A 19,208-nucleotide genomic window follows, 5' to 3' on the forward strand; every position below is an offset into this window, starting at 1 on the left:
GGCGGGGCACAGTATGAAAGCTTTGATTTTCCCGTCATGGTCGAGGCCACCACCCGTGTACGGTTTTATTATCAGTTGCCATCCGAGCAAGAGCTGAAAAATGACAGTACTCTCGATAAAAACAAACCCATACTCAAGGCCGTGCATACCGATGAACGGCAGTTGTATCCAGATAAAGTCAAAGTGATCCAAGCTGTGATAGATGGTGACGGCATACGCGCCGATTTAACCGACGAACTCAGTTTGCATTGGCGACCATCAACAACCGATCATGATGAAAGTGCTAACACAGCACCACAAAGCAATGAAAGCGCCAACACTCTGAGCGAAGAGATTAACAATGCCTTGTGGGACTTAAAAGTCCATCCGCAGACCGAGGAAAATACTAATGATATTGTTGAACCTAACCTTGAAGTGATTGTGAATTTCCCCGCAGAATTGAAGTTAAAAGCCGTGTATTTAGCCCTGCACACGGGCGAAGATGATGAGATGGATAAAAAATGGCTAACAGTGCCAAAAGGTCAACTCACCTTTGATGCTGAAGGTAATGATTTTAATGATAATGTATATTTTTCAAGAGTTATACACTGGCCAGGAAATGAATTATCGGGTGTGACTATTGGGAGAGGGTATGATTTAGGAAGTCGTAGCCAAATAGAAGTTTATGACGAATTAGTTAAAGCGTATGTCGATAAGGATACTGCGAAATTGATTTCTAAAGGCGCTGGCTTAAAAGGAGAAAGTGCTGAGAAATTTGTAAATGAGAATAAAGCTAAGATAGGGGAAATAACAAGAAAATCCCAGCATTTTTTTTTTGTGAATATTTTCCCCTCTTATGAGCAGCGTGCTAAGAATAATTATAACAAATGGACAAAAAATCATTCAGAAAGAACGGATTGGGATTTACTAGATAATAAAATACAAGATGTCTTAATTGATTTTGTTTATCAGGGGTTTACCAAAGGGGAGAGACCCATGGTCAAAGGTATGAAAAATGATAAACAAGAACTAATCGGTTACATTAGGTCAAATCCCATTCTAAAGTCTTATGAAATGGGTAGGAAGCGAGCTAATTACCTACAAGGAAATAATTAATGAGAAATATCGTTATCTTAATAACTTTTTTAAGCTTTCAATCGATGGCTGATGTTAATGATGAAGATTGCTTTAATAAACAATATCTTCCAGAAATTAATAATTGTTTCAATAATAAGCTTTCAATCAATAGGGTAAATTTGGAAAAAGAATATAAGAAACTTGAAACATATTTATCCAATTCACAGGATCACAAAAAGTACTTGGAAGATATAATAAAAAATAAACAGGAGTGGGAAAAAGTAACAAATGATTTTTGCAAATTGGAAAGTTATTTTGTAGAAGAAAAAACAATAACTCATAAAATACAATTTAATCAATGCATGGTTAGAAAAATAAAACATCAAATTTTGGAAGTTACTAATTTATATGAGATTATTTCTTCAATGATGTGATCATGTTATTGGATATCAATGGATTTTACTTTATTTGAATTATAGCTTCGTATAATACAAATCAAGGTGGCGTCGGTGGTCCCATCGCCTGCGCTTCACTCTTGCTTGCCGCTAACGGCCGTAAGGCGGGCAAACTCTCTTTTAAAACCTGAGGAGAAGAAACCGTTGAAGTTCTTGGCGAGATGAAAGACGCCCTAAAAGTGGTGCGTAACAACAACCCCAAAAAACAGCTATACAAAAAAGATCCGTCCATCCCTAACCATCAAGCGGATCTCAATACGCGTACCTTTGTGACGCCTTTAAAAGAGAAGGTGCCAGCGCAGAATAATAAAAAGGTTGCCGCTGCTGGGTTATTACGTAAAGATCCGAAGTTAGAACAGCATTATAAAGATCTGGCTGATTATGAAGCTGCTTATCAAAAGAAGCTCGATAATGCCATCAAAAATGGTGACTCTACGCGTCGCCAAGGGGCGTTTAAAGCCAAGATCACTGAAGCCAAAGGTGAACGTGCCGCTGCCATGTATATGGAAAAGCATTTCGCAACGCCACCACCGCCTGCGAAAATGGAGTTAGGTTTTGGCCCCGGTCCTGGTGTGGATCAAATTTGGTCCAAGCGTGATGAAAATGGCAAGGTATTAGAATATTTTGTAGTAGAAGCTAAAGGACCCGGTGCAAAGTTACAAAGAACTCAAACCAAAGGCATGCAGATGTCTAACGAGTGGATTGAAAAGAATTTAACCGCGATGAAAAAGTCGAAAAAATACCCAGAAAAAAATCAATTGGGCAGTGACTTGTTAGATGCTATTGAAGATGGTGATCCTAAAATGACCAAAATGGTTATTGAAGCCGTTGAAACCGATGGTGTGGTGTCTTCAGGTAAATTACAACCTCTTCTAAAAGGATAAATATGTTAAAGCTAAATAAAGCAGAAATTGATTTTGAACGCCTTTTTCGGCGTGCACCTATGGTGCTAGAAAAACGTATTCCTCATATACAAGATAAGAGTCTTGATATTAGCGTAAGGTTGCAAGCCACCTTTGTGGTTGCAAGTAAATACATTGAGCTTGCCTATGCTAATTATGTACTTGAAGAATATGAAAAAGTAAAACCTTACCTTCAACAAGCTGCGCCCTATGCTTTTTTGCGTGGGTTTGATCCACTATTACAAACACAGAAAGTAGATTGGACCATTCAAGAAGAAATGAACATAGTGCTCTTGTTTGGGACTCCCGAGTTATTAGCGCAATTACGGGACTGCGAATGGTCGTTAACGGATAATGAAATCATCAATCAAGCTTGCTATTTATACGACCACTTATTACTTAAAATTGGTACGGGTGTGTTACCCAGTGCATCACTGATTGAAGCTGCGTTAACCGAAGCCAAAAACACTAAAGACAAAGATGTATTGCAGTATATCTTACCGTTAATTGAGGCCATTAAAGCACTCGTTGAAGGTGATAAAGCCACATGGCAGGCCAATATCGATAAAGCCATCACTTGGCATACTGAGCAATGTCAATTTGGTGACTTAAAAGACATGGAACAAGGCTTTATGTGTTTAAATGCACTGACTATGGCGAAATTAGGCCAAGAGCTACATCAATGGTCTTGTACAACTCAATCGCTTTACCTGCCTCTGTTTTTAATTGCTAAGGATGCGTAAATATTATGAGTAGTCTAATTCATTTGTTTTTGATTGATGAAGCCGCTTTTCCGACACAAATAGCTGGAGATGATGAGTCTACCTATCAAGCCTTACTCGATATTGTGGCGCAAGAGGCAATACGCTGGCAAACACTTGAGCTTGATATGCGTGGCTTTATGCCCGCCCTTGAAATGTGGGATGCATTAGCGGGTAACAGTCATTTATTGCCTATGTGTAGTTTCAACTTTTTTCCTCATAAACTTATAGGGCCTGATGCGGATCTTAGTGGTCAGTTTGGTTTTTTCCCTACAGCAATGGTGAAAGACCTCTTTGCTAACATGCATGATAATTTAGCACTTGATATCAGCACACCTATCGTTCAAGAGGTGGTTGATATGGTTGAAGCTAAAGCGGGTGAGTTAGATCCTCAAGCTTATGAGATGGTACGTGACAAATACTTCGTGACATTCAGAGATGCCACTGAGCAGAATAAAGCCGTGGTGGTGCTAATAGAGGACTAACGGCAAGCAAATAAAATGAATAATCAGGCAAATGAGCAAATACAAGAAATAGCAAGTTTGGTATTTCAATCGGTATTAGATGAATCAGAAAATTGGCAACAGATGATATCTCGTTTTCAATTTCTTGATGGTGCAATGAAGGATACCCATGCATGGGTCTCTGATACTAATGACGTTGTTTTCTATTTTCCTGAATTGGATATGGAGATTGCAGAGAAGGTAGAGCAGTTAAGAGTAGCTTCTATGGTGGATGATAGCCAATGGATCGTTTGCTTGTTGACAATTGATAGTAATAAAGAAATTAATATTGATTTTGAATATGAAGATGGAGAACGTTGGCCTCCTCGTAAATTTGAAGATTTGGTTTAGTTATCATTAATATTTCAAATAAAAATAAATTAATTGCGCGTAAAGTGGCTTCTGTTTTTGAGGGAAAACCGCAAGTTTTACGTTATTGGGATAATTCAGAGAGTAAATTTGTGGATTTAGTTTCTTCTGTCGATCAACCCTGCGATGGCGTCACATCATTTGGTACTGTTGGTTTGTCTGACTTTCCATTTATACAAGATGGTAAGGAATTTCCGGCTAGGCTTGAAATTGTTGGGGCTGTAGAATCTGACACAGCATTTTTTGCTGAAATATTAACAACGGCCGCTTTTCAGGTTATGAACCAACAATGGTTTTGCTGCCCAGGTTCTATTTTGCAAAATGTTATTGATATGTATATCCCTTCTATAGAAATGAAACACTTATTGTTCACTTCGCCTTTTCTTTGGGATGATTTTTCTAGCACGGATTTTGATGATATTACTGTTGCTTGGCTTTTAGCTATACCTATATCAGATAATGAGAAGAAATATGCTGATGTAAATGGGTATGAAAAACTAGAAGAGTTATTTGAAGAAAAAGAAATAGATATCTATGATTTAAACAGAAGTTCTATTTTATAAATCACAAAATCCTGAACCTGTTTAACTTCCACTATTTTGAATAAGACTGAGGCATCGATGATGCCTTGGTCCTTTTCATATTGTCAATTGTTGCTTGCCCAGCCCTTTGGTTATAAAAAGGTAAACGGCACAAAGCCACTGTCGCCGATACTGATTTAGCATACTTGGCAGTTACTGATTAATGATTTTCTCAAGCCTGTCTGATAATTTATCCAATGCCTCCCTTCGTTCTGCCAAATAATCATATTGATCATAGATCCCTTCAACCCCCTTTAACTTGTGATTTAAGCACCGTTCGGCCACATGGCCTGAAGTGCCTTGTTTTGCCAATAAAGTACGACAAGTACGACGTAAGTCATGTACGGTGAAGTGCGGTATATCATTCATGAGATTGGGTGGCTGTTTTTTCTTACCTGCTTCATGTCCAAATAGCTTGGTTATAGCTCGATTTAATGTGTCGGCGCCCATGTGTGGTTTCTTGTTTGTTCTCCGGCTAGGTAATATATAGTCTGAGCCAAACCCTCTTATTTTTAATTCCTCAAGCCACTTCAATACAGCTGGAGCTAAGGGAATGCTAAAGCCAACATTAGTTTTACTGCGTGTTTTTGGTAAATGCCATAGGCCTTGATCTAGTTCAAATTCATCCCATTTCGCTTCACATAGTTCAGATTTACGCACCCCTAAGCAAACCAATAATGCACAGGCTAGGTAGTTGTCTCGACTAAAGCTGGTGCTGTTTTCTCTTGCGATACGAAAGAACTGCTGTAATTCACTTTCACTTAAAGCGCGATCTTTGCTTTGCTCAACGCCACCAGCATCCCTTACAGTGAATGCTGAAGCTGGATTACCTTGAAGCAGATCTAACTTTATTCCATGATTAAAAAGTTGCTTACAGTAACCTAAAGCATCATTAGCGATAGAGGGACGACCTGAATGATTTATCGAAGTAATTGTTGTGCGAATATCTCTGGCAGTCAATTTATTGAGGGGAATATCTCCGATATGGGGAGCAATATCTTTGGTATAGACACGTTTGGGAATATTTGGGTGTTTAAGGCGCTTAACTAAAGTTGGATACCAATCATTGAACAGGTCGCTTACAGTTTTGATGTTTTCTTGTTCGGCACGCTTGCGTTGTAAGAGGGGATCAAAGCCTTCTCGCACATGTTTCATTTTAGTCGCGGCTTCGAGGCGGGCGTTAGCTAAAGAAAGATCTTTAACCTTACCAAGTGTCATTTCGCGGCGTTTTTTATTGAATGTAAAGCGTAACATCCAGCTAGCAGTACCTGAGGCAGGCACAACAAGGTACAAACCCTCACCGTCGGCATGACGTTGTGTTTTCTCACCCCCAGCCTTGATGAGCGCTTCTACTTTTTTAACAGTCAACTTAGCCATAATCCACCTTATTTAGTGCATGATTTTGGTGGGTATGGTTTTACCCACCACTTACGTTTGATGTAAGTCTATCATACCCACCACATTAACCACCATTTGGTGGTGGTTAATGGCGTATCAAAGAATACGGTAATGGAAAAGGATTTTTATTAACTTGCTGTACTTTAAATCGTTATAGATTTTGTAATACAGGTTTGGACGTTATTCTATATTTTGAATTTGTTCACGCATTTGCTCGATTAATACTTTGAGCTCCACTGCGGCAGCGGTGACCTCAGTACTGATTGATTTAGAGGCTAAGGTGTTAGATTCACGATTAAATTCTTGCATCATAAAATCAAGACGTCGGCCTTGTGGCCCACCTTTTTCAAGAATGCGGCGAGTCTCAGCAATGTGGGCATCGAGCCTATCCATTTCTTCGGCCACATCCATCTTTTGCGCTAAGATCACCATTTCTTGTTCCATACGGGCAGGATCTAGCTCACCGGTGATCTCATCGAGACGCTGAGTGAGCTTTTCACGTTGCCATTCAATCACGCTTGGCATATGTTCACGTACTATGGCGACTTGCTCGACAATGGCATCAAGGCGGGTATTGAGCATTTGAGTGATCGCTTCACCTTCACGGCTACGAGCTTCAATAAATTGGCTAATGGCATCATCAAAGACGTTAAGCAGTTCTTTGCCTACTGCATCCATGTCTTTTTCGGCACTGGACATCACTCCAGGCCATTTCATCACATCCACTAAGTTAAGTTTGCCATGTTTGGCTTCTTTTTTAATCCAGTTAGCGGCGTTAATCAGTTGTTTGGCAAGGGCTTGGTTCAGTTGTAATTCACTGTTATCGCTGTCGTTAAAATCATAGCGAAGGTTGACTTCAATTTTACCACGATTTAGGCGTTTACGAAGGCGCTCTCTTAATAAGGGTTCTAAGCTACGAAAATGCTCAGGTAAGCGTAAGTATGTTTCTAAATAGCGTTGATTGACAGAACGGATCTCCCATGAGGCATTGCCCCAATCGGCTTTATGTTCAATGCGTGCGTAAGCTGTCATACTTTGGATCATGCGTGTTTCCCAGTATTAATGAAGTGCGTCCTAGTGATAGGGAATTATAACCAGCTGAGGAGTTGCGTCAAAAGCTTTTCGGTTTTTCGAGACGATTCTTGCCTGTACTCAAATGATTTGACGCTTGAGTCGTCTTGGTGTGGTTTTTTCTATTTTTGCTATGGCTTAGTGCCGCACATCTCCTTATACTAGGCAGCAATTGTTTATGGCTTTACATTACAGGAACCGCCCTATGCGCCCAAGCGATAGAACGCCCGCTCAATCTCGTCCCGTTACCATTACTCGTCAATTTACTGCTCATGCTGAAGGCTCTGTGCTGGTGGAATTTGGTGAAACAAAAGTATTGTGCACCGCGAGCTTTGAAGAAGGGGTACCACGCTTTTTAAAGGGGCAAGGTCAAGGTTGGGTAACGGCAGAATATGGTATGTTACCGCGTTCGACCCATAGCCGCATGAATCGCGAAGCAGCGCGAGGCAAGCAGTCTGGACGTACACAAGAAATTCAACGTCTTATTGGCCGTGCATTACGTGCCGCAGTGGATATGAAGCTGTTAGGCGAAAATACCATAGTGATTGATTGTGATGTCATCCAAGCCGACGGCGGAACCCGCACGGCAGCCATCACGGGGGCCTGTGTAGCGTTAGTCGATGCGCTGAATTGGGCACGTGGTAAAGGGATTTTAAAGACCAACCCACTGAAATTCTTGATTGCGGCTGTGAGTGTGGGGATTTATAAGGGGGAGCCCATCTGTGATTTAGAATATCTTGAAGACAGTGATGCTGAAACCGACATGAACGTGGTCATGACAGAAACCGGTAAAATGATTGAAGTTCAAGGCACCGCAGAAGGTGAGCCGTTTAGCCATGAAGAGTTATTGAGTCTATTAGAGCTGGCTAAGCATGGTATTCGAGAAATTATCGATGTCCAAAAAGCGGCGTTGAGCTAATTAGTTGATGATTAATGAATAATTTAAAGGATCCGAATGAGGGTCCTTTTTTATATGTGTGTCTTTTTAAGCAATGAGGAGAAAAAAGTGAAAGCGTATCAACGTGAGTTTATTGAGTTTGCCTTAGAGCGCGGTGTCTTAAAATTTGGCGAATTTACCTTAAAATCAGGTCGTGTCAGTCCTTATTTCTTTAATGCTGGGCTGTTTAATACAGGTCGAGATCTTGCTCGCTTAGGACGTTTTTATGCCGCTGCCTTAATGGACTCAAATGTAGAATATGATGTGTTATTTGGGCCAGCCTATAAAGGTATTCCGATTGCCACGACCACAGCTGTGGCCCTGTGCGATCATCATGATATTGATAAGCCTTATTGTTTTAATCGTAAAGAGAAAAAAGAACATGGTGAAGGTGGTAACTTAGTCGGCAGTGAACTGCAAGGGCGAGTGATGTTGGTGGATGATGTGATCACCGCTGGTACGGCCATTCGAGAGTCCATGGAAATTATTCAAGCGCAAGACGCGCAGCTCGCGGGTGTGCTTATTGCATTGGACAGACAAGAGAAAGGCAAGGGAGAATTGTCAGCCATTCAAGAGGTGGAGCGTGATTTTGGCTGTGATATTATTTCGATCATCAAGTTAGACGACTTAATTCAATATCTATCCAAGCAGACAGGGATGGAGACGCAATTGACCTCAGTGAGTGCATATCGCGACCAATATGGTATTTAAGCTTAACAAGGGATAAGTTGAAAGCCGTATTGTGAATACGGCTTGTTTACTGGTGCAGCGCTTTATTGATGTAACTTTCTACTGGTGAAGGAACTCGGCGCGAGTGGCGGGGTTTGATTTAAAAATACCGCCAAGTGCCGTGGTGGTAGTTGAGCTAGTGGAGTCCATAATGCCACGTGATTTCACGCAGTAATGCACCGCATCCATTTTAACGGCCACATCTTGGGTATCGAGTAAAGTTTGCAGTGCTACTAGCACTTGCTGGGTGAGCCTTTCTTGTACTTGAGGACGCTGGGCAAAAAAGCGTACGATACGGTTAATTTTAGACAGGCCAATGATGTTCTTACGGGGCAAGTAGGCGACTGTGGCGAGGCCATCTATGGTGACTAAATGATGTTCGCAGGTGCTCGTTAAGCTAATGTCCTTGACTTTCACCATTTCATCAAAGCCCATTTTGTTTTCGATGACGGTGATTTTAGGAAAATTAGCATAGTCCAAGCCTGAGAAAATCTCATCGACGTACATTTTGGCTATGCGTTTTGGCGTATCGCATAAGCTATCGTCACTTAAATCTAATGACATTAACGTGAGAATACTGTGCATATGGGCTTCAATTTGTTGTTTGCGTTCTTCCTTTGACAGCTCGCAAGGTAACATAGGCGTTTCTAAGCCTCGCTCAATGAGCGCGGTTTGTACTTGGCGAGCGGATGCACTTAATGTTTGTTCTGTTAATGTCATTGTGTCCTCCACTAGAGCTAGCTAGCGGTATTGAGTAACGATATTTTGGTAACGATTACAGTTTGACTGCGGGCTTTATTGCTCGCAGGTTAACCTTAAAATAATGATTTGTTTTATTGCGTGAAGTGAATATAGCGTCTACCTATAAAATCGCGCAATAACAAAGCAGCAGCATACCTTTATTTTAAGCATATTTACACTCAAATTTATTCATAACTGAGAGATTGCTGAAAAGGAAGAGAGGATGCGCTGCACATCACTCTCATATTTTTGAATAGATAGCCTCTTAAAGTCGCAGGTTTGTTTTCAAGAAGCTGAGCATTTTTTCATAGGCTTGGGCTTGATGCTCATCTTTATAAAAACCATGACCTTCGTCATCTAACACTAATGAATCAAAGGGGTATTTTTGTTTATTTAAGGCTGATGTTAATGCCTCAAAATGTTCAATGGGCGCACGGTCATCATTGCCGCCATGAATGAGTAACAGCTTGGCCTTTAATTTATCCACATGGTGAGTGGGTGACATGGTCTTAAGTTGGGCGGGATCGGTACCTAGTACAGTGCTGAGGAAAGCTTGACCGCTGCGTATTCTCGATACATCCCCCTCTTTAAACATGAGCGGCAGATCGTACACGCCAAACATGCCGATGGCGCACTGAAATAAATCCGGCTCTATCATTGAGCTTTGTAGAGCGCTGTAGCCACCAAAGCTGCCACCAACAATACAAATGCGGTTTTTATCCACTATGCCCTGTGTGATTAAATCTTTAGTGCCATCGATAATGTCATATTGAATGTCTGTGCCCCACTTTTGATGGCCCAATGCTTCAAAAGTGCTACCGTAGCCACCGGAGCCGCGAAAGTTGACTTGTAATACGGCAATACCTTGGCTGGCGAAGAGCTGATTTTGTGAATTATATTTCCACCGATCTCTCACGCCATGAGGTCCGCCATGAGGATTAACGATTAAAGGTAAATGCTTCGCCGTTTTGTCCTTTGGTAGGGTCAAATAACCATGGATGAGTTGGCCGTCTCTGGCGGTAAACTGAATGGGTGTCACTTTTGCCATTTTCTCAGGTTTTATCCATGATTTTTCACTGAACAAATAGTGTAATTTGACGGCTTTTGTATCAAATAAGTAGTAGTTGCCAGGCGTCGTGTCGTTATAGGTATGCACAATCACTTTATCGGCTGTTTGAGTGCTGCTAATAATGCGAATTTGTAAGCCTGAAAAACTTTTTAGCAATTGCTTTGTAAAAACAGCAAAAGGATCCTTCTTATTAATGAAAGCATAACTGGGATAACCCTTCTCATACTCCACGGCATATAATTGTTTGGTGATTGGGTTAATCCAAGCTTGACTGTGGTCCACATCAGGATTTTGAATGATTTTCTTATGTGCTCCAGTGAGAGTATTAACGCGGTAAATGGCTTCAGGTTGACCGCGTTCTTGTCCTGTAACATAGAGCTGGTTTGGCGCTTTTCCAAAGGCAATGGGACTCAGATTATCAAGCTTAAAGCCGAGCCTGTTTGTGTTTATCCAAGTGTCATTTTTGCGAAAAAAAAGTGAGTATGACACATGATTTTTCGTGCCACTGACAAAGCGTAATTGACCTTGACCATCAGTCATAAAGTGTGAATTTTCGATTGGTGCACGAGTGATTTTTGTTCGAGTGCCTTTATAGATATTGACCTTGTAGACGGTCTTGGCTGGATCGGTATTGAGTACTTTACTGTTTTTATTGTCCCAAGGAATAGCCGATACTAGCAAGTGCTTATCATCATTGATTAATGGATCGAGAATATAGCCAGTAGCACGGATGGACTGACTGGGTTTGTTGTGTGAACTCAGCTGCATGCTTTTACGTTTATAGCCGAAAATATACTTGGGTTGACTGCCATCGGCATTAATGGCATAGAGCTCACCAAAGTAAAGGGGATGGCTTTGCCAGCCCTTGATGTAATCTTTTTGCATGACTAAGCGTTGATGATTCGCCCAGACATAATGGCCGACCTGCGCATTGTTTGGAAAATGGATTAAATGCATTAACTCAAGAGTCTTTGCGTTTAGCAGTAACAATGCTTGCTTGCCTTCTTTGTGAGTGATAGCGCTAATGTAGTCACCCTGAGGCGAAATTTTGACTTGAGTGAATTGACTTGAACGACTGAAGAGGCTGGCAAGCTCATTAGTGGTTTGTGTCTTGGCTAAAGATAAGGGGCTGATCAATATAAGTAAGGCTGAAAAGAGCACAGAGGATAAGATTGAAGCTGGCATGGTGTTTCCTGAGGAAAGAGCATTTTAAAAGGGCAAGATATGTATTTCGAGCTGATTTGGTTATGTTTTTGTTAAAAAAGAAGGATGTTGGCCCACATCATTATAAAAAGCAATATGCGAGCCGATGATTGTGTATTGCTTAAGCGAAAAAAGAATAAATCATCGTTTATTATCGCTATAGCTTTAAATTGCTTTTCAAGAAGCTGAGCATTTTTTCATAGGCTTGGGCTTGATGCTCATCTTTATAAAAACCATGACCTTCGTCATCTAACACTAATGAATCAAAGGGGTATTTTTGTTGATTTAAGGCCGATGTTAATGCTTCGAAATGTTCAATGGGCGCACGGTCATCATTGCCACCATGAATGAGTAACAGCTTGGCCTTTAATTTATCCACATGGTGAGTGGGTGACATGGCCTTAAGTTGGGCGGGATCGGTACCTAGTACAGTGCTGAGGAAAGCTTGACCGCTGCGTATTCTCGATACATCCCCCTCTTTATACATGAGCGGCAGATCGTACACGCCAAACATGCCGATGGCGCACTGAAATAAATCCGGTTCTATCATTGAGCTTTGTAGAGCGCTGTAGCCACCAAAACTGCCACCAACAATACAAATGCGGTTTTTATCCACTATGCCCTGTGTGATTAAATCTTTAGTGCCATCGATGATGTCATATTGAATGTCCGTGCCCCACTTTTGATGGCCTAGCTGCTCAAAAGCGCTGCCGTAGCCACCGGAGCCGCGAAAGTTCACTTGTAATACGGCAATGCCTTGGCTGGCAAAGAGCTGGTTTTGTGAATTATATTTCCACCGATCTCTCACGCCATGAGGGCCGCCATGGGGGTTAACCACAAGGGGCAGATTTTTGGCATCCACACCAAAAGGTAAGGTCAGGAAACCATGAATGGTTTTACCATCTCGGGCGGTAAAGCTTATGGGTTTTACATCCGCCATTTGCTCAGGATCGAGCCAGCGTTTTTTTGAGAATAAGTATTCCAGCTTGACGGCTTGAGTATCAAATAAGTAATAATCACCAGGATTTCGATCATTGAAGGCGTCAATAATGAATAGATGACTATCACTTGTTTGACTGACGAGGCGAATTTGATGGCCCGGTAACGAGGCTAATAGCTGTTTAGTGTATTTGGCATAAATGTCTTTTTTATCGACAAACTCATACTCAGGGTAACCATTTGCATATTCCACGGCGTAGAGCTTTTTATTGGTATTATTGATCCACACGTTACTGGGATCGACCGTACTGTCTTGGCTAATTTTTTGTTTATCACCTGTTTTAACATTTAGAAGATAAATGCCGCGAGTTTCACCCGCTTCCCTTCCTAGAACATAGACTTGATTTTCATTATCACCAAAGGCGATAGGTTTTAAATCATTTAAGCCAAAGTTAAATTGGTTAGTATCGACCCACTTGCCTTCTTGTCGATAAAAAAGACTATGCTTAATATGATTTTTTGTTCCTGTGACGAAACGTAATTGACCTTCATTATCGGTTAGAAAATTGGCATTTTTAATGGGTGATTTAGCCACTTTATAGCGCTTACCTTTGTATAAATCGACACGATAAACTGTCGATAAATTATCAGAAACATTAACGCCATTTCCCCATGGTAGCGCTTTAACCAGCATGTAGCGCTTATTGTCGGGTAGGGGATCTAAAATATAGGCGGTAGCTCTGATAGGGGTATTTTTTTTGATGTTTGATCCCGTTTGCATTTCGCCGCTTTGGTAACCAAATAGGTAAGTGGCTTTTGAACCGTCAGCATTAACGGCATAGAGTTCACCATGATACTCCGGCACATCACTCCAACCTTTGATGTACACCTTTTGCAATACTAAACGTTCATGATTGGCCCAAGCATAATCGCCTACTTGAGCATTACCGGGAAAATGCACGGCATGAGTCGGCTTTTTCGTTTTTGCATCAAGAATGACGAGTAGTTTTTTGCCTTCAAAGATTTTAATGGCACTGATGTAGTCGCCTTTGGGGGAAACTTTAACTTGGCTAAACTCATCGGAAAGGCTAAAAAGTTCGCTGGGCTCAAGGGGCTTGTTATCGTCATTTGCCATAACAGGCATACAAAAAAGTAAACAAATAAAATATAAATGTTTAAAAAGAGTCATAGTACATCCTTGTCATTAAAGGTGATAATGCTGCATTAAAGAGAGTGAATGATAATAACATTCACTTTTAATGCGCATTTTTTATATTATATTGTACCTCTTCCTAGTACAACAATGCAGTTACATAATTTACATTCTTAGTGATCCATTAGCTTTGCAGCAATTGTTGCTGAATAAAATGCCATTGCTCGGTAAAGTTATGGGTGGGTTTTATTTTAAACTCACTGCGAACAAACTGTGCAATACGACCTTCAGCTATAGCGAGGAGTAAATTGGCTAAAATGGATTCATCTAAGGTAAAGCCTGTGGCTTCTCTTAGCGATTTTTCGCGTAAGATTTGCTTTAAATGGGTTTCAATCTTGGCAAAAAGTTGGCTTATTCGGCTTCTAAGGCGCTCATTTTCACCTAATAATGCATCACCATTGAGCACTCTGGAGATCCCCGGATTACGTTCGGCAAAGACGAGCAATAATTGCAATAATTGCTGACAGCGTTTCATGGTATCTTTTTCTTCTTCCATGATAAGGTTAATGCGTGACAGTAATGATGCTTCAATAAACTCGATCAATCCTTCAAACATACGCGCTTTACTGGGGAAATGCCGATAAAGTGCGGCTTCTGAAACGCCCACTTCGGCGGCTAATTTTGCGGTGGTAATACGCTGGCCTGGACGGGTTTCTAACATGGTCGCGAGTGATTGTAATATGTGTTCGCGACGATTGATTTTTGGGCTGGAAGCCATGTTAATATCCTTTACTCGATGACAACTGAGCACGCATAAAGCGGATATATTGAGTGTTATATCGCTAATTTATTAAGGCCTGCTTTTTGAGCAGAGCCTTATCGCAGCTCTTTCAATAATGCTTAAAAATGGGTGAATGTTTAAATAATGCTATGTTGAACTCTTGAGCCTTCTTTGGGCGATAAGCGATAATAATTGTTTAGCGAGCGTGTACTTGTCTGTGGCAGGAAGCATGTGCTGGCCATCATGCCAAAGGACACAAAGGGCATTTTTATCGGCATTAAATCCCAGTTCGGCCTGGGAGACATCATTGGCTGCAATCATGTCGAGTCTTTTGCGAATAAGCTTGTCTTTGGCATAGCGGACAACATCTTGTGTTTCTGCTGCAAATCCGACTGTAAAAGGTTTATTTTTTAATTGACTCACGCTGGCGAGAATGTCGGGGTTTTTAATTAAATTCAACGTCATGGTGTCAGCATTAGCCGTTTTTTTTATTTTGTTATCAGCCACTTCTGTGACACGGTAGTCGGCTACAGCAGCGCAGCCAATAAAGATATCTTGCTCACTAACATGCTCCATAACCGCGGCTTGCATTTGCGCTGCGCTCTTAACATCAATACGTGTGATCCCTTGAGGGGTGTTAAGGTTAACGGGACCGGAGACTAAGATCACCTTAGCGCCGAGATCATGAGCGGCTTTTGCAAGGGCAAATCCCATTTTTCCAGAGCTGTGGTTGGAAATATACCTGACAGGATCAATCGCTTCTCTTGTTGGGCCTGCGGTGAGCAAAATATTGACCTTATCCAGCAATTTTGGTGCAAAAAAATCATTGGCTCGCTGGGTGATCTCACAGGCTTCAAGTAGACGACCAGGCCCTGTTTCGCCACAGGCTTGATTGCCAATGCCGGGTCCCCAGATAGTGAAGCCTTTGCTTTGTAATTGCTGCAAGTTATTCTGTGTGGCTTGATTTTGGTACATCTGCTGGTTCATGGCGGGACACACGACCACGGGCGCGTCGGTGGCTAAACAGCTTGTCGTGATCAGCTCATCAGCCATGCCAGCATTCATTCGCGCGAGTAAATTGGCCGTGGCCGGGGCGATAATGACTAAGTCAGCCCAGCGAGCCAGTTCTATGTGTCCCATGGCGGCTTCAGCAGCTGGATCGAGTAAATCAGTTGCGACAGGGTTGCCCGATAAGGCTTGCAGCGTGAGCGGCGTAATAAAGGCTTGAGCGCCTTGGCTCATCACGACTCTTACATTGGCTCCCTCATCTTTTAATCGGCGCACTAGTTCTGCGGATTTGTAAGCGGCAATTCCTCCGCCAATGCCTAAAAGGATATTTTTATTTGTTAGACTCATGATCCATTGCCAAGCGTTCACTGAATTTCTTAACCCGATAAGATACCATAAAAAGTGTATCGAGAGGATCTTCGATTTCATTTTGATGTCTTGTGAGTATTTGCAGCCATACTGTAAAGAAGAATGGCTTGTGGCTGAGGTGCTAAATGGGGATTTCTGATTGGCCAGTGGGAGAGGGGCCTAGGGATAAATTGCTGTTAAAAGGTGCTGATAGTTTATCAGATGCTGAATTATTAGCGATACTACTCAGAGTCGGACTAAAAGGGCAAAGTGCGGTAGCATTAGCGCGAGAAGCCATCAGCCATTTTGGCAGTTTACGGGCTTTGTTGGCTGCTTCACAGCAACAATTGTGTGAATTGAAAGGAATGGGGCCGGTAAAGTATGCTCAATTACAAGCCGCAATGGAATTAAGTTGTCGAATTTATAAAGAAAACCTGAAAAGAGGCAAAATTTTATCAAATCCTGATTTAACTCGAGACTATTTAATGAGACAATTAGCAGATCGTGCCTATGAAGTCTTTGGCGTTTTATTGCTAGATAGTCAGCACAGAGTCATTCAATTTGTTGAATTATTCCGTGGCACCATAGATTCTGCCTCTGTCTATCCACGAGAAGTGGTTAGCCTAGTGCTTGAAAAGAAAGCCGCTGCTGTGATTGTGTGCCACAACCATCCTTCCGGGATTGCTGAGCCCAGTCAAGCAGATCGGCGAATAACTGAGCGATTAAAACACGCCCTATTAACTATCGATGTTTCTTTATTAGATCATATAGTTATTGGTGATAATAACTGTGTTTCTTTCGCTGAACGGGGATGGATAGATTGATCTATTCCTTGATCTTTGATTTAAGATCCTGTATAAAATGCGCCCTCTTTGTGTGCCTCGGGCGACGGCCTTACGGGGTACATTAATGCTTGAGCGTTAAAACTGTTTTTGGAGAAGATTGACATGTCAAGAGTATGCCAAGTCACTGGCAAGCGACCTATGGTTGGTAACAACCGTTCGCACGCGAAAAACGCGACTCGTCGTCGTTTTTTACCTAACCTACAGAACCATCGTTTCTGGTTAGAAGATGAAAAGCGCTTCGTACAGCTACGTGTATCGACTAAAGGTATTCGTATCATTGATAAAAAAGGTATCGAAACTGTTGTTGCAGAACTTCGTGCCCGCGGCGAAAAGGTGTAATAAACGATGGCTAAAGCAAAAGGTAATCGTGAGAAGATCAAGTTAGTGTCTAGCGCTAAAACAGGTCATTTCTACACGACTGAAAAGAACAAACGTAACATGCCTGAAAAAATGGAAATCAAGAAATTTGATCCAGTGATCCGTCAGCACGTTATGTATAAAGAAGCTAAAATCAAATAATGATTTGATTTAACTTCTGAAAGGCCCCTTTTTAAGGGGCTTTTTTTTGTCTAAAATTTATCATTTTCTCACTTCTCACTTCTCACTTCTCACTTCTCACTTCTCACTTCTCATTCTTTTCATTGTTGATATCAATTGGTTAACAACCTGTTACTTCTCTTTTTTATTTTTACACAAGTGAAAATAAATGCTTTTTAAATGAATTAAAATGCAATATTATGCTCTAAATGGGGTATAACGACAGTGGCTGTCTTATACTTATCACAGTGTTGGAAGAGGGCCAAGCCGTTCAGTCAGAAGCAGTGGTTATTTACTTTGTTTTACTGATTGGAAGAAAAAATGGGCTTCTAAAAATGCTATAAGGGAAGGTAATGGTCTATTGTAAGGTGGAATATTAGCGTGCGTACCACAGAATTAGTGAATGGGTTTCGTCAATCAGCTTCTTATGTCAATGCACATAGGGGGAAAACCTTCGTGGTGATGTTGGGAGGGGAGGCGTTAGCACAAAATCAATTCCATTCAATCATCAACGATATTGCCCTACTGCATAGTTTGGGGATTAAAATAGTCCTGGTACACGGCGCCAGGCCTCAGATTGATGAGGCATTATCCGCACAGAGCATTAAGCCTTTATATCATAGAGGTGTGAGGATCACCGATGAGGCATCATTAAAAGTCATTAAGCAAGTGGTAGGAGGGTTGCAGTTAGATATTACCGCTCGCTTGTCTATGAGTCTCAGTAATACTCCTTTACAAGGTGCGCAAATCAATGTGGTCAGTGGTAACTTTGTGATTGCACAACCTTTAGGGGTTGATGACGGTATCGATTTTTGCCTAAGTGGTAAAGTGAGACGCATTGATACTCAAGGGTTAGCACGTCAGCTAGAGCATCATGGTATTGTGCTTTTGGGGCCGATTGCTGCTTCAGTGACGGGGGAAAGCTTTAATTTGACTGCAGAAGAAGTCGCGACTCAAATTGCTGTGAAATTAAAAGCGGATAAAATGATAGGATTTAGTGGTGAAAAAGGCATTCTTAATGCGCAAGGTGATGTGCTCGCAGAGCTAATGCCCACGGATGTTCATGGCCTGTTAGTGAATGCAAAAGATGACAGTGCCATGAGTATTGGCACCAGAAAATTTCTTCAAGCCAGCATTGATGCGTGCCGTAATGGTGTCGCTCGATGCCATTTTATTAGTTATCTCGATAATGGTGCTCTGCTGCAGGAGATGTTTTCTCGTGATGGTGTGGGCACGCAAATTGTCACCGAAAGTGCAGAGCGTTTACGCCGAGCCTCTATTCGTGACATAGGGGGAATTTTGGATCTTATTCGTCCCCTTGAAGAGCAAGGTATTTTAGTGAGGCGTTCCCGTGAACAACTGGAAATGGAGATTGAGCAGTTCATGCTCATTGAGCGAGACAGCTTAGTGATAGGTTGCGCAGCCTTTTATCCTTTTGAAGAAGATAATGCTGGCGAGTTTGCCTGTTTAGTGGTTCATCCCGAATATCGAGATGCTGATAGAGGCAGTTTGTTGCTCAATAACATTATTGGTCAGGCAAGAGTCAGAGGCTATTCGCGGCTGTTTGCTCTGACTACCCGGAGTATTCACTGGTTCTTAGAACATGGTTTTAAGATCGTTGAAGTGAATGAATTGCCAGAAAAAAAGAAGCAGTTATATAATTATCAGCGTAAGTCCAAAATTTTATTGTTGGAATTATAAAGGCGCTGCACAGTACGGATTGAAGTAAAACAGGCCGCAATAGCGGTAATGCCAGTAAGTTAAGCTTATTGGCATTTTTTATTTCTAGCATATCGCTGTGGTCTTCGTTTGACTGCTCGGG

General features: G+C 41.6%; 20 protein-coding genes. 13 read left to right on the plus strand and 7 right to left on the minus strand.

What is annotated here, in order from left to right; all coding sequences use genetic code 11:
- The 7 genes from Q0791_RS20710 to Q0791_RS20740 form a co-directional block, all read left to right on the plus strand.
- The coding region (locus Q0791_RS20710; RefSeq protein ID WP_299010700.1) for an S-type pyocin domain-containing protein at nucleotides 1–1,095 on the plus strand (1,095 nt) is incomplete at its 5' end.
- Nucleotides 1,095–1,490, plus strand: coding sequence for a lysozyme inhibitor LprI family protein (locus Q0791_RS20715; RefSeq protein ID WP_299010702.1), 396 nt, complete (start codon nucleotides 1,095–1,097; stop codon nucleotides 1,488–1,490). The genes Q0791_RS20710 and Q0791_RS20715, both read left to right, overlap by 1 nt.
- Nucleotides 1,491–1,672: 182 nt before the next feature.
- On the plus strand, nucleotides 1,673–2,395 hold the full coding sequence (locus tag Q0791_RS20720) for a hypothetical protein (RefSeq protein ID WP_299010705.1): 723 nt from the start codon (nucleotides 1,673–1,675) through the stop codon (nucleotides 2,393–2,395).
- Between the two features lie 2 nt (nucleotides 2,396–2,397).
- Nucleotides 2,398–3,156, plus strand: coding sequence for an Imm49 family immunity protein (locus tag Q0791_RS20725; protein WP_299010708.1), 759 nt, complete (start codon nucleotides 2,398–2,400; stop codon nucleotides 3,154–3,156).
- 5 nt (nucleotides 3,157–3,161) lie between these two features.
- Nucleotides 3,162–3,659: a hypothetical protein gene (locus Q0791_RS20730; RefSeq protein ID WP_299010711.1), complete on the plus strand. Its 498-nt coding sequence runs from the start codon at nucleotides 3,162–3,164 to the stop codon at nucleotides 3,657–3,659.
- Nucleotides 3,660–3,674: 15 nt separating this feature from the next.
- Entirely contained in the window at nucleotides 3,675–4,028 is a 354-nt protein-coding gene (locus Q0791_RS20735) for a hypothetical protein (protein ID WP_299010713.1), read from the plus strand.
- A gap of 44 nt (nucleotides 4,029–4,072) precedes the next feature.
- The gene (locus Q0791_RS20740; RefSeq protein ID WP_299010715.1) at nucleotides 4,073–4,609 is read left to right on the plus strand and encodes a suppressor of fused domain protein; all 537 of its coding nucleotides are present in this window, start codon (nucleotides 4,073–4,075) and stop codon (nucleotides 4,607–4,609) included.
- 171 nt (nucleotides 4,610–4,780) lie between these two features.
- On the opposite strand, the gene Q0791_RS20745 is transcribed toward Q0791_RS20740, so the two are convergent.
- On the minus strand, nucleotides 4,781–6,004 hold the full coding sequence (locus tag Q0791_RS20745) for a site-specific integrase (RefSeq protein WP_299010718.1): 1,224 nt from the start codon (nucleotides 6,002–6,004) through the stop codon (nucleotides 4,781–4,783).
- 201 nt (nucleotides 6,005–6,205) lie between these two features.
- Nucleotides 6,206–7,069: a YicC/YloC family endoribonuclease gene (locus Q0791_RS20750; protein WP_299010721.1), complete on the minus strand. Its 864-nt coding sequence runs from the start codon at nucleotides 7,067–7,069 to the stop codon at nucleotides 6,206–6,208.
- Between the two features lie 232 nt (nucleotides 7,070–7,301).
- Between Q0791_RS20750 and rph the strand changes: the two genes are divergently transcribed.
- The gene (gene rph, locus Q0791_RS20755; protein WP_299010726.1) at nucleotides 7,302–8,015 is read left to right on the plus strand and encodes a ribonuclease PH; all 714 of its coding nucleotides are present in this window, start codon (nucleotides 7,302–7,304) and stop codon (nucleotides 8,013–8,015) included.
- Nucleotides 8,016–8,102: 87 nt separating this feature from the next.
- On the plus strand, nucleotides 8,103–8,744 hold the full coding sequence (pyrE, locus tag Q0791_RS20760) for an orotate phosphoribosyltransferase (RefSeq protein ID WP_299010728.1): 642 nt from the start codon (nucleotides 8,103–8,105) through the stop codon (nucleotides 8,742–8,744).
- 78 nt (nucleotides 8,745–8,822) lie between these two features.
- On the opposite strand, the gene folE is transcribed toward pyrE, so the two are convergent.
- From folE to coaBC, 5 genes are all read right to left on the minus strand, one after another.
- Entirely contained in the window at nucleotides 8,823–9,482 is a 660-nt protein-coding gene (gene folE / locus Q0791_RS20765; protein ID WP_299010731.1) for a GTP cyclohydrolase I FolE, read from the minus strand.
- A 286-nt stretch (nucleotides 9,483–9,768) separates the two neighbouring features.
- The gene (locus Q0791_RS20770) at nucleotides 9,769–11,757 is read right to left on the minus strand and encodes a S9 family peptidase (protein ID WP_299010733.1); all 1,989 of its coding nucleotides are present in this window, start codon (nucleotides 11,755–11,757) and stop codon (nucleotides 9,769–9,771) included.
- Nucleotides 11,758–11,932: 175 nt separating this feature from the next.
- Nucleotides 11,933–13,858 (minus strand): S9 family peptidase, encoded by a 1,926-nt coding sequence (locus Q0791_RS20775; RefSeq protein ID WP_299010747.1) that lies wholly within the window; start codon nucleotides 13,856–13,858, stop codon nucleotides 11,933–11,935.
- Between the two features lie 193 nt (nucleotides 13,859–14,051).
- Nucleotides 14,052–14,645: a nucleoid occlusion factor SlmA gene (slmA, locus tag Q0791_RS20780; RefSeq protein WP_299010736.1), complete on the minus strand. Its 594-nt coding sequence runs from the start codon at nucleotides 14,643–14,645 to the stop codon at nucleotides 14,052–14,054.
- Between the two features lie 150 nt (nucleotides 14,646–14,795).
- Complete coding sequence (coaBC, locus tag Q0791_RS20785) at nucleotides 14,796–16,004, minus strand: bifunctional phosphopantothenoylcysteine decarboxylase/phosphopantothenate--cysteine ligase CoaBC (protein WP_299010749.1); 1,209 nt, start codon at nucleotides 16,002–16,004, stop codon at nucleotides 14,796–14,798.
- Nucleotides 16,005–16,150: 146 nt separating this feature from the next.
- Here coaBC and radC point away from each other — a divergent pair, with 146 nt between their 5' ends.
- From radC to argA, 4 genes are all read left to right on the plus strand, one after another.
- The gene (gene radC / locus Q0791_RS20790) at nucleotides 16,151–16,828 is read left to right on the plus strand and encodes a DNA repair protein RadC (protein WP_299010739.1); all 678 of its coding nucleotides are present in this window, start codon (nucleotides 16,151–16,153) and stop codon (nucleotides 16,826–16,828) included.
- A 123-nt stretch (nucleotides 16,829–16,951) separates the two neighbouring features.
- Nucleotides 16,952–17,188 carry a 50S ribosomal protein L28 gene (gene rpmB / locus Q0791_RS20795; protein ID WP_298771253.1) on the plus strand — a complete coding sequence of 79 codons (237 nt, stop codon included), beginning with the start codon at nucleotides 16,952–16,954 and terminating at the stop codon, nucleotides 17,186–17,188.
- A 6-nt stretch (nucleotides 17,189–17,194) separates the two neighbouring features.
- A complete protein-coding gene (gene rpmG / locus Q0791_RS20800) occupies nucleotides 17,195–17,368 on the plus strand; it encodes a 50S ribosomal protein L33 (RefSeq protein WP_028773492.1) in 174 nt (57 codons plus the stop codon).
- A 399-nt stretch (nucleotides 17,369–17,767) separates the two neighbouring features.
- On the plus strand, nucleotides 17,768–19,087 hold the full coding sequence (gene argA, locus Q0791_RS20805) for an amino-acid N-acetyltransferase (RefSeq protein ID WP_299010745.1): 1,320 nt from the start codon (nucleotides 17,768–17,770) through the stop codon (nucleotides 19,085–19,087).
- Nucleotides 19,088–19,208 lie beyond the last annotated feature (121 nt).

This window comes from uncultured Shewanella sp. (assembly GCF_947495455.1).
GTDB lineage: Bacteria > Pseudomonadota > Gammaproteobacteria > Enterobacterales > Shewanellaceae > Shewanella.

Bases quoted from the DNA above. Each gene is read 5' to 3' on its own strand.
- Q0791_RS20715 (WP_299010702.1), top strand. From the start codon at position 1,095: ATGAGAAATATCGTTATCTTAATAACTTTTTTAAGCTTTCAATCGATG.
- Q0791_RS20720 (WP_299010705.1), top strand. From the start codon at position 1,673: ATGAAAGACGCCCTAAAAGTGGTGCGTAACAACAACCCCAAAAAACAG.
- Q0791_RS20725 (WP_299010708.1), top strand. From the start codon at position 2,398: ATGTTAAAGCTAAATAAAGCAGAAATTGATTTTGAACGCCTTTTTCGG.
- Q0791_RS20730 (WP_299010711.1), top strand. From the start codon at position 3,162: ATGAGTAGTCTAATTCATTTGTTTTTGATTGATGAAGCCGCTTTTCCG.
- Q0791_RS20735 (WP_299010713.1), top strand. From the start codon at position 3,675: ATGAATAATCAGGCAAATGAGCAAATACAAGAAATAGCAAGTTTGGTA.
- Q0791_RS20745 (WP_299010718.1), bottom strand. From the start codon at position 6,004: ATGGCTAAGTTGACTGTTAAAAAAGTAGAAGCGCTCATCAAGGCTGGG.
- Q0791_RS20750 (WP_299010721.1), bottom strand. From the start codon at position 7,069: ATGATCCAAAGTATGACAGCTTACGCACGCATTGAACATAAAGCCGAT.
- rph (WP_299010726.1), top strand. From the start codon at position 7,302: ATGCGCCCAAGCGATAGAACGCCCGCTCAATCTCGTCCCGTTACCATT.
- folE (WP_299010731.1), bottom strand. From the start codon at position 9,482: ATGACATTAACAGAACAAACATTAAGTGCATCCGCTCGCCAAGTACAA.
- Q0791_RS20770 (WP_299010733.1), bottom strand. From the start codon at position 11,757: ATGCCAGCTTCAATCTTATCCTCTGTGCTCTTTTCAGCCTTACTTATA.
- Q0791_RS20775 (WP_299010747.1), bottom strand. From the start codon at position 13,858: ATGCCTGTTATGGCAAATGACGATAACAAGCCCCTTGAGCCCAGCGAA.
- slmA (WP_299010736.1), bottom strand. From the start codon at position 14,645: ATGGCTTCCAGCCCAAAAATCAATCGTCGCGAACACATATTACAATCA.
- coaBC (WP_299010749.1), bottom strand. From the start codon at position 16,004: ATGAGTCTAACAAATAAAAATATCCTTTTAGGCATTGGCGGAGGAATT.
- radC (WP_299010739.1), top strand. From the start codon at position 16,151: ATGGGGATTTCTGATTGGCCAGTGGGAGAGGGGCCTAGGGATAAATTG.
- rpmB (WP_298771253.1), top strand. From the start codon at position 16,952: ATGTCAAGAGTATGCCAAGTCACTGGCAAGCGACCTATGGTTGGTAAC.
- rpmG (WP_028773492.1), top strand. From the start codon at position 17,195: ATGGCTAAAGCAAAAGGTAATCGTGAGAAGATCAAGTTAGTGTCTAGC.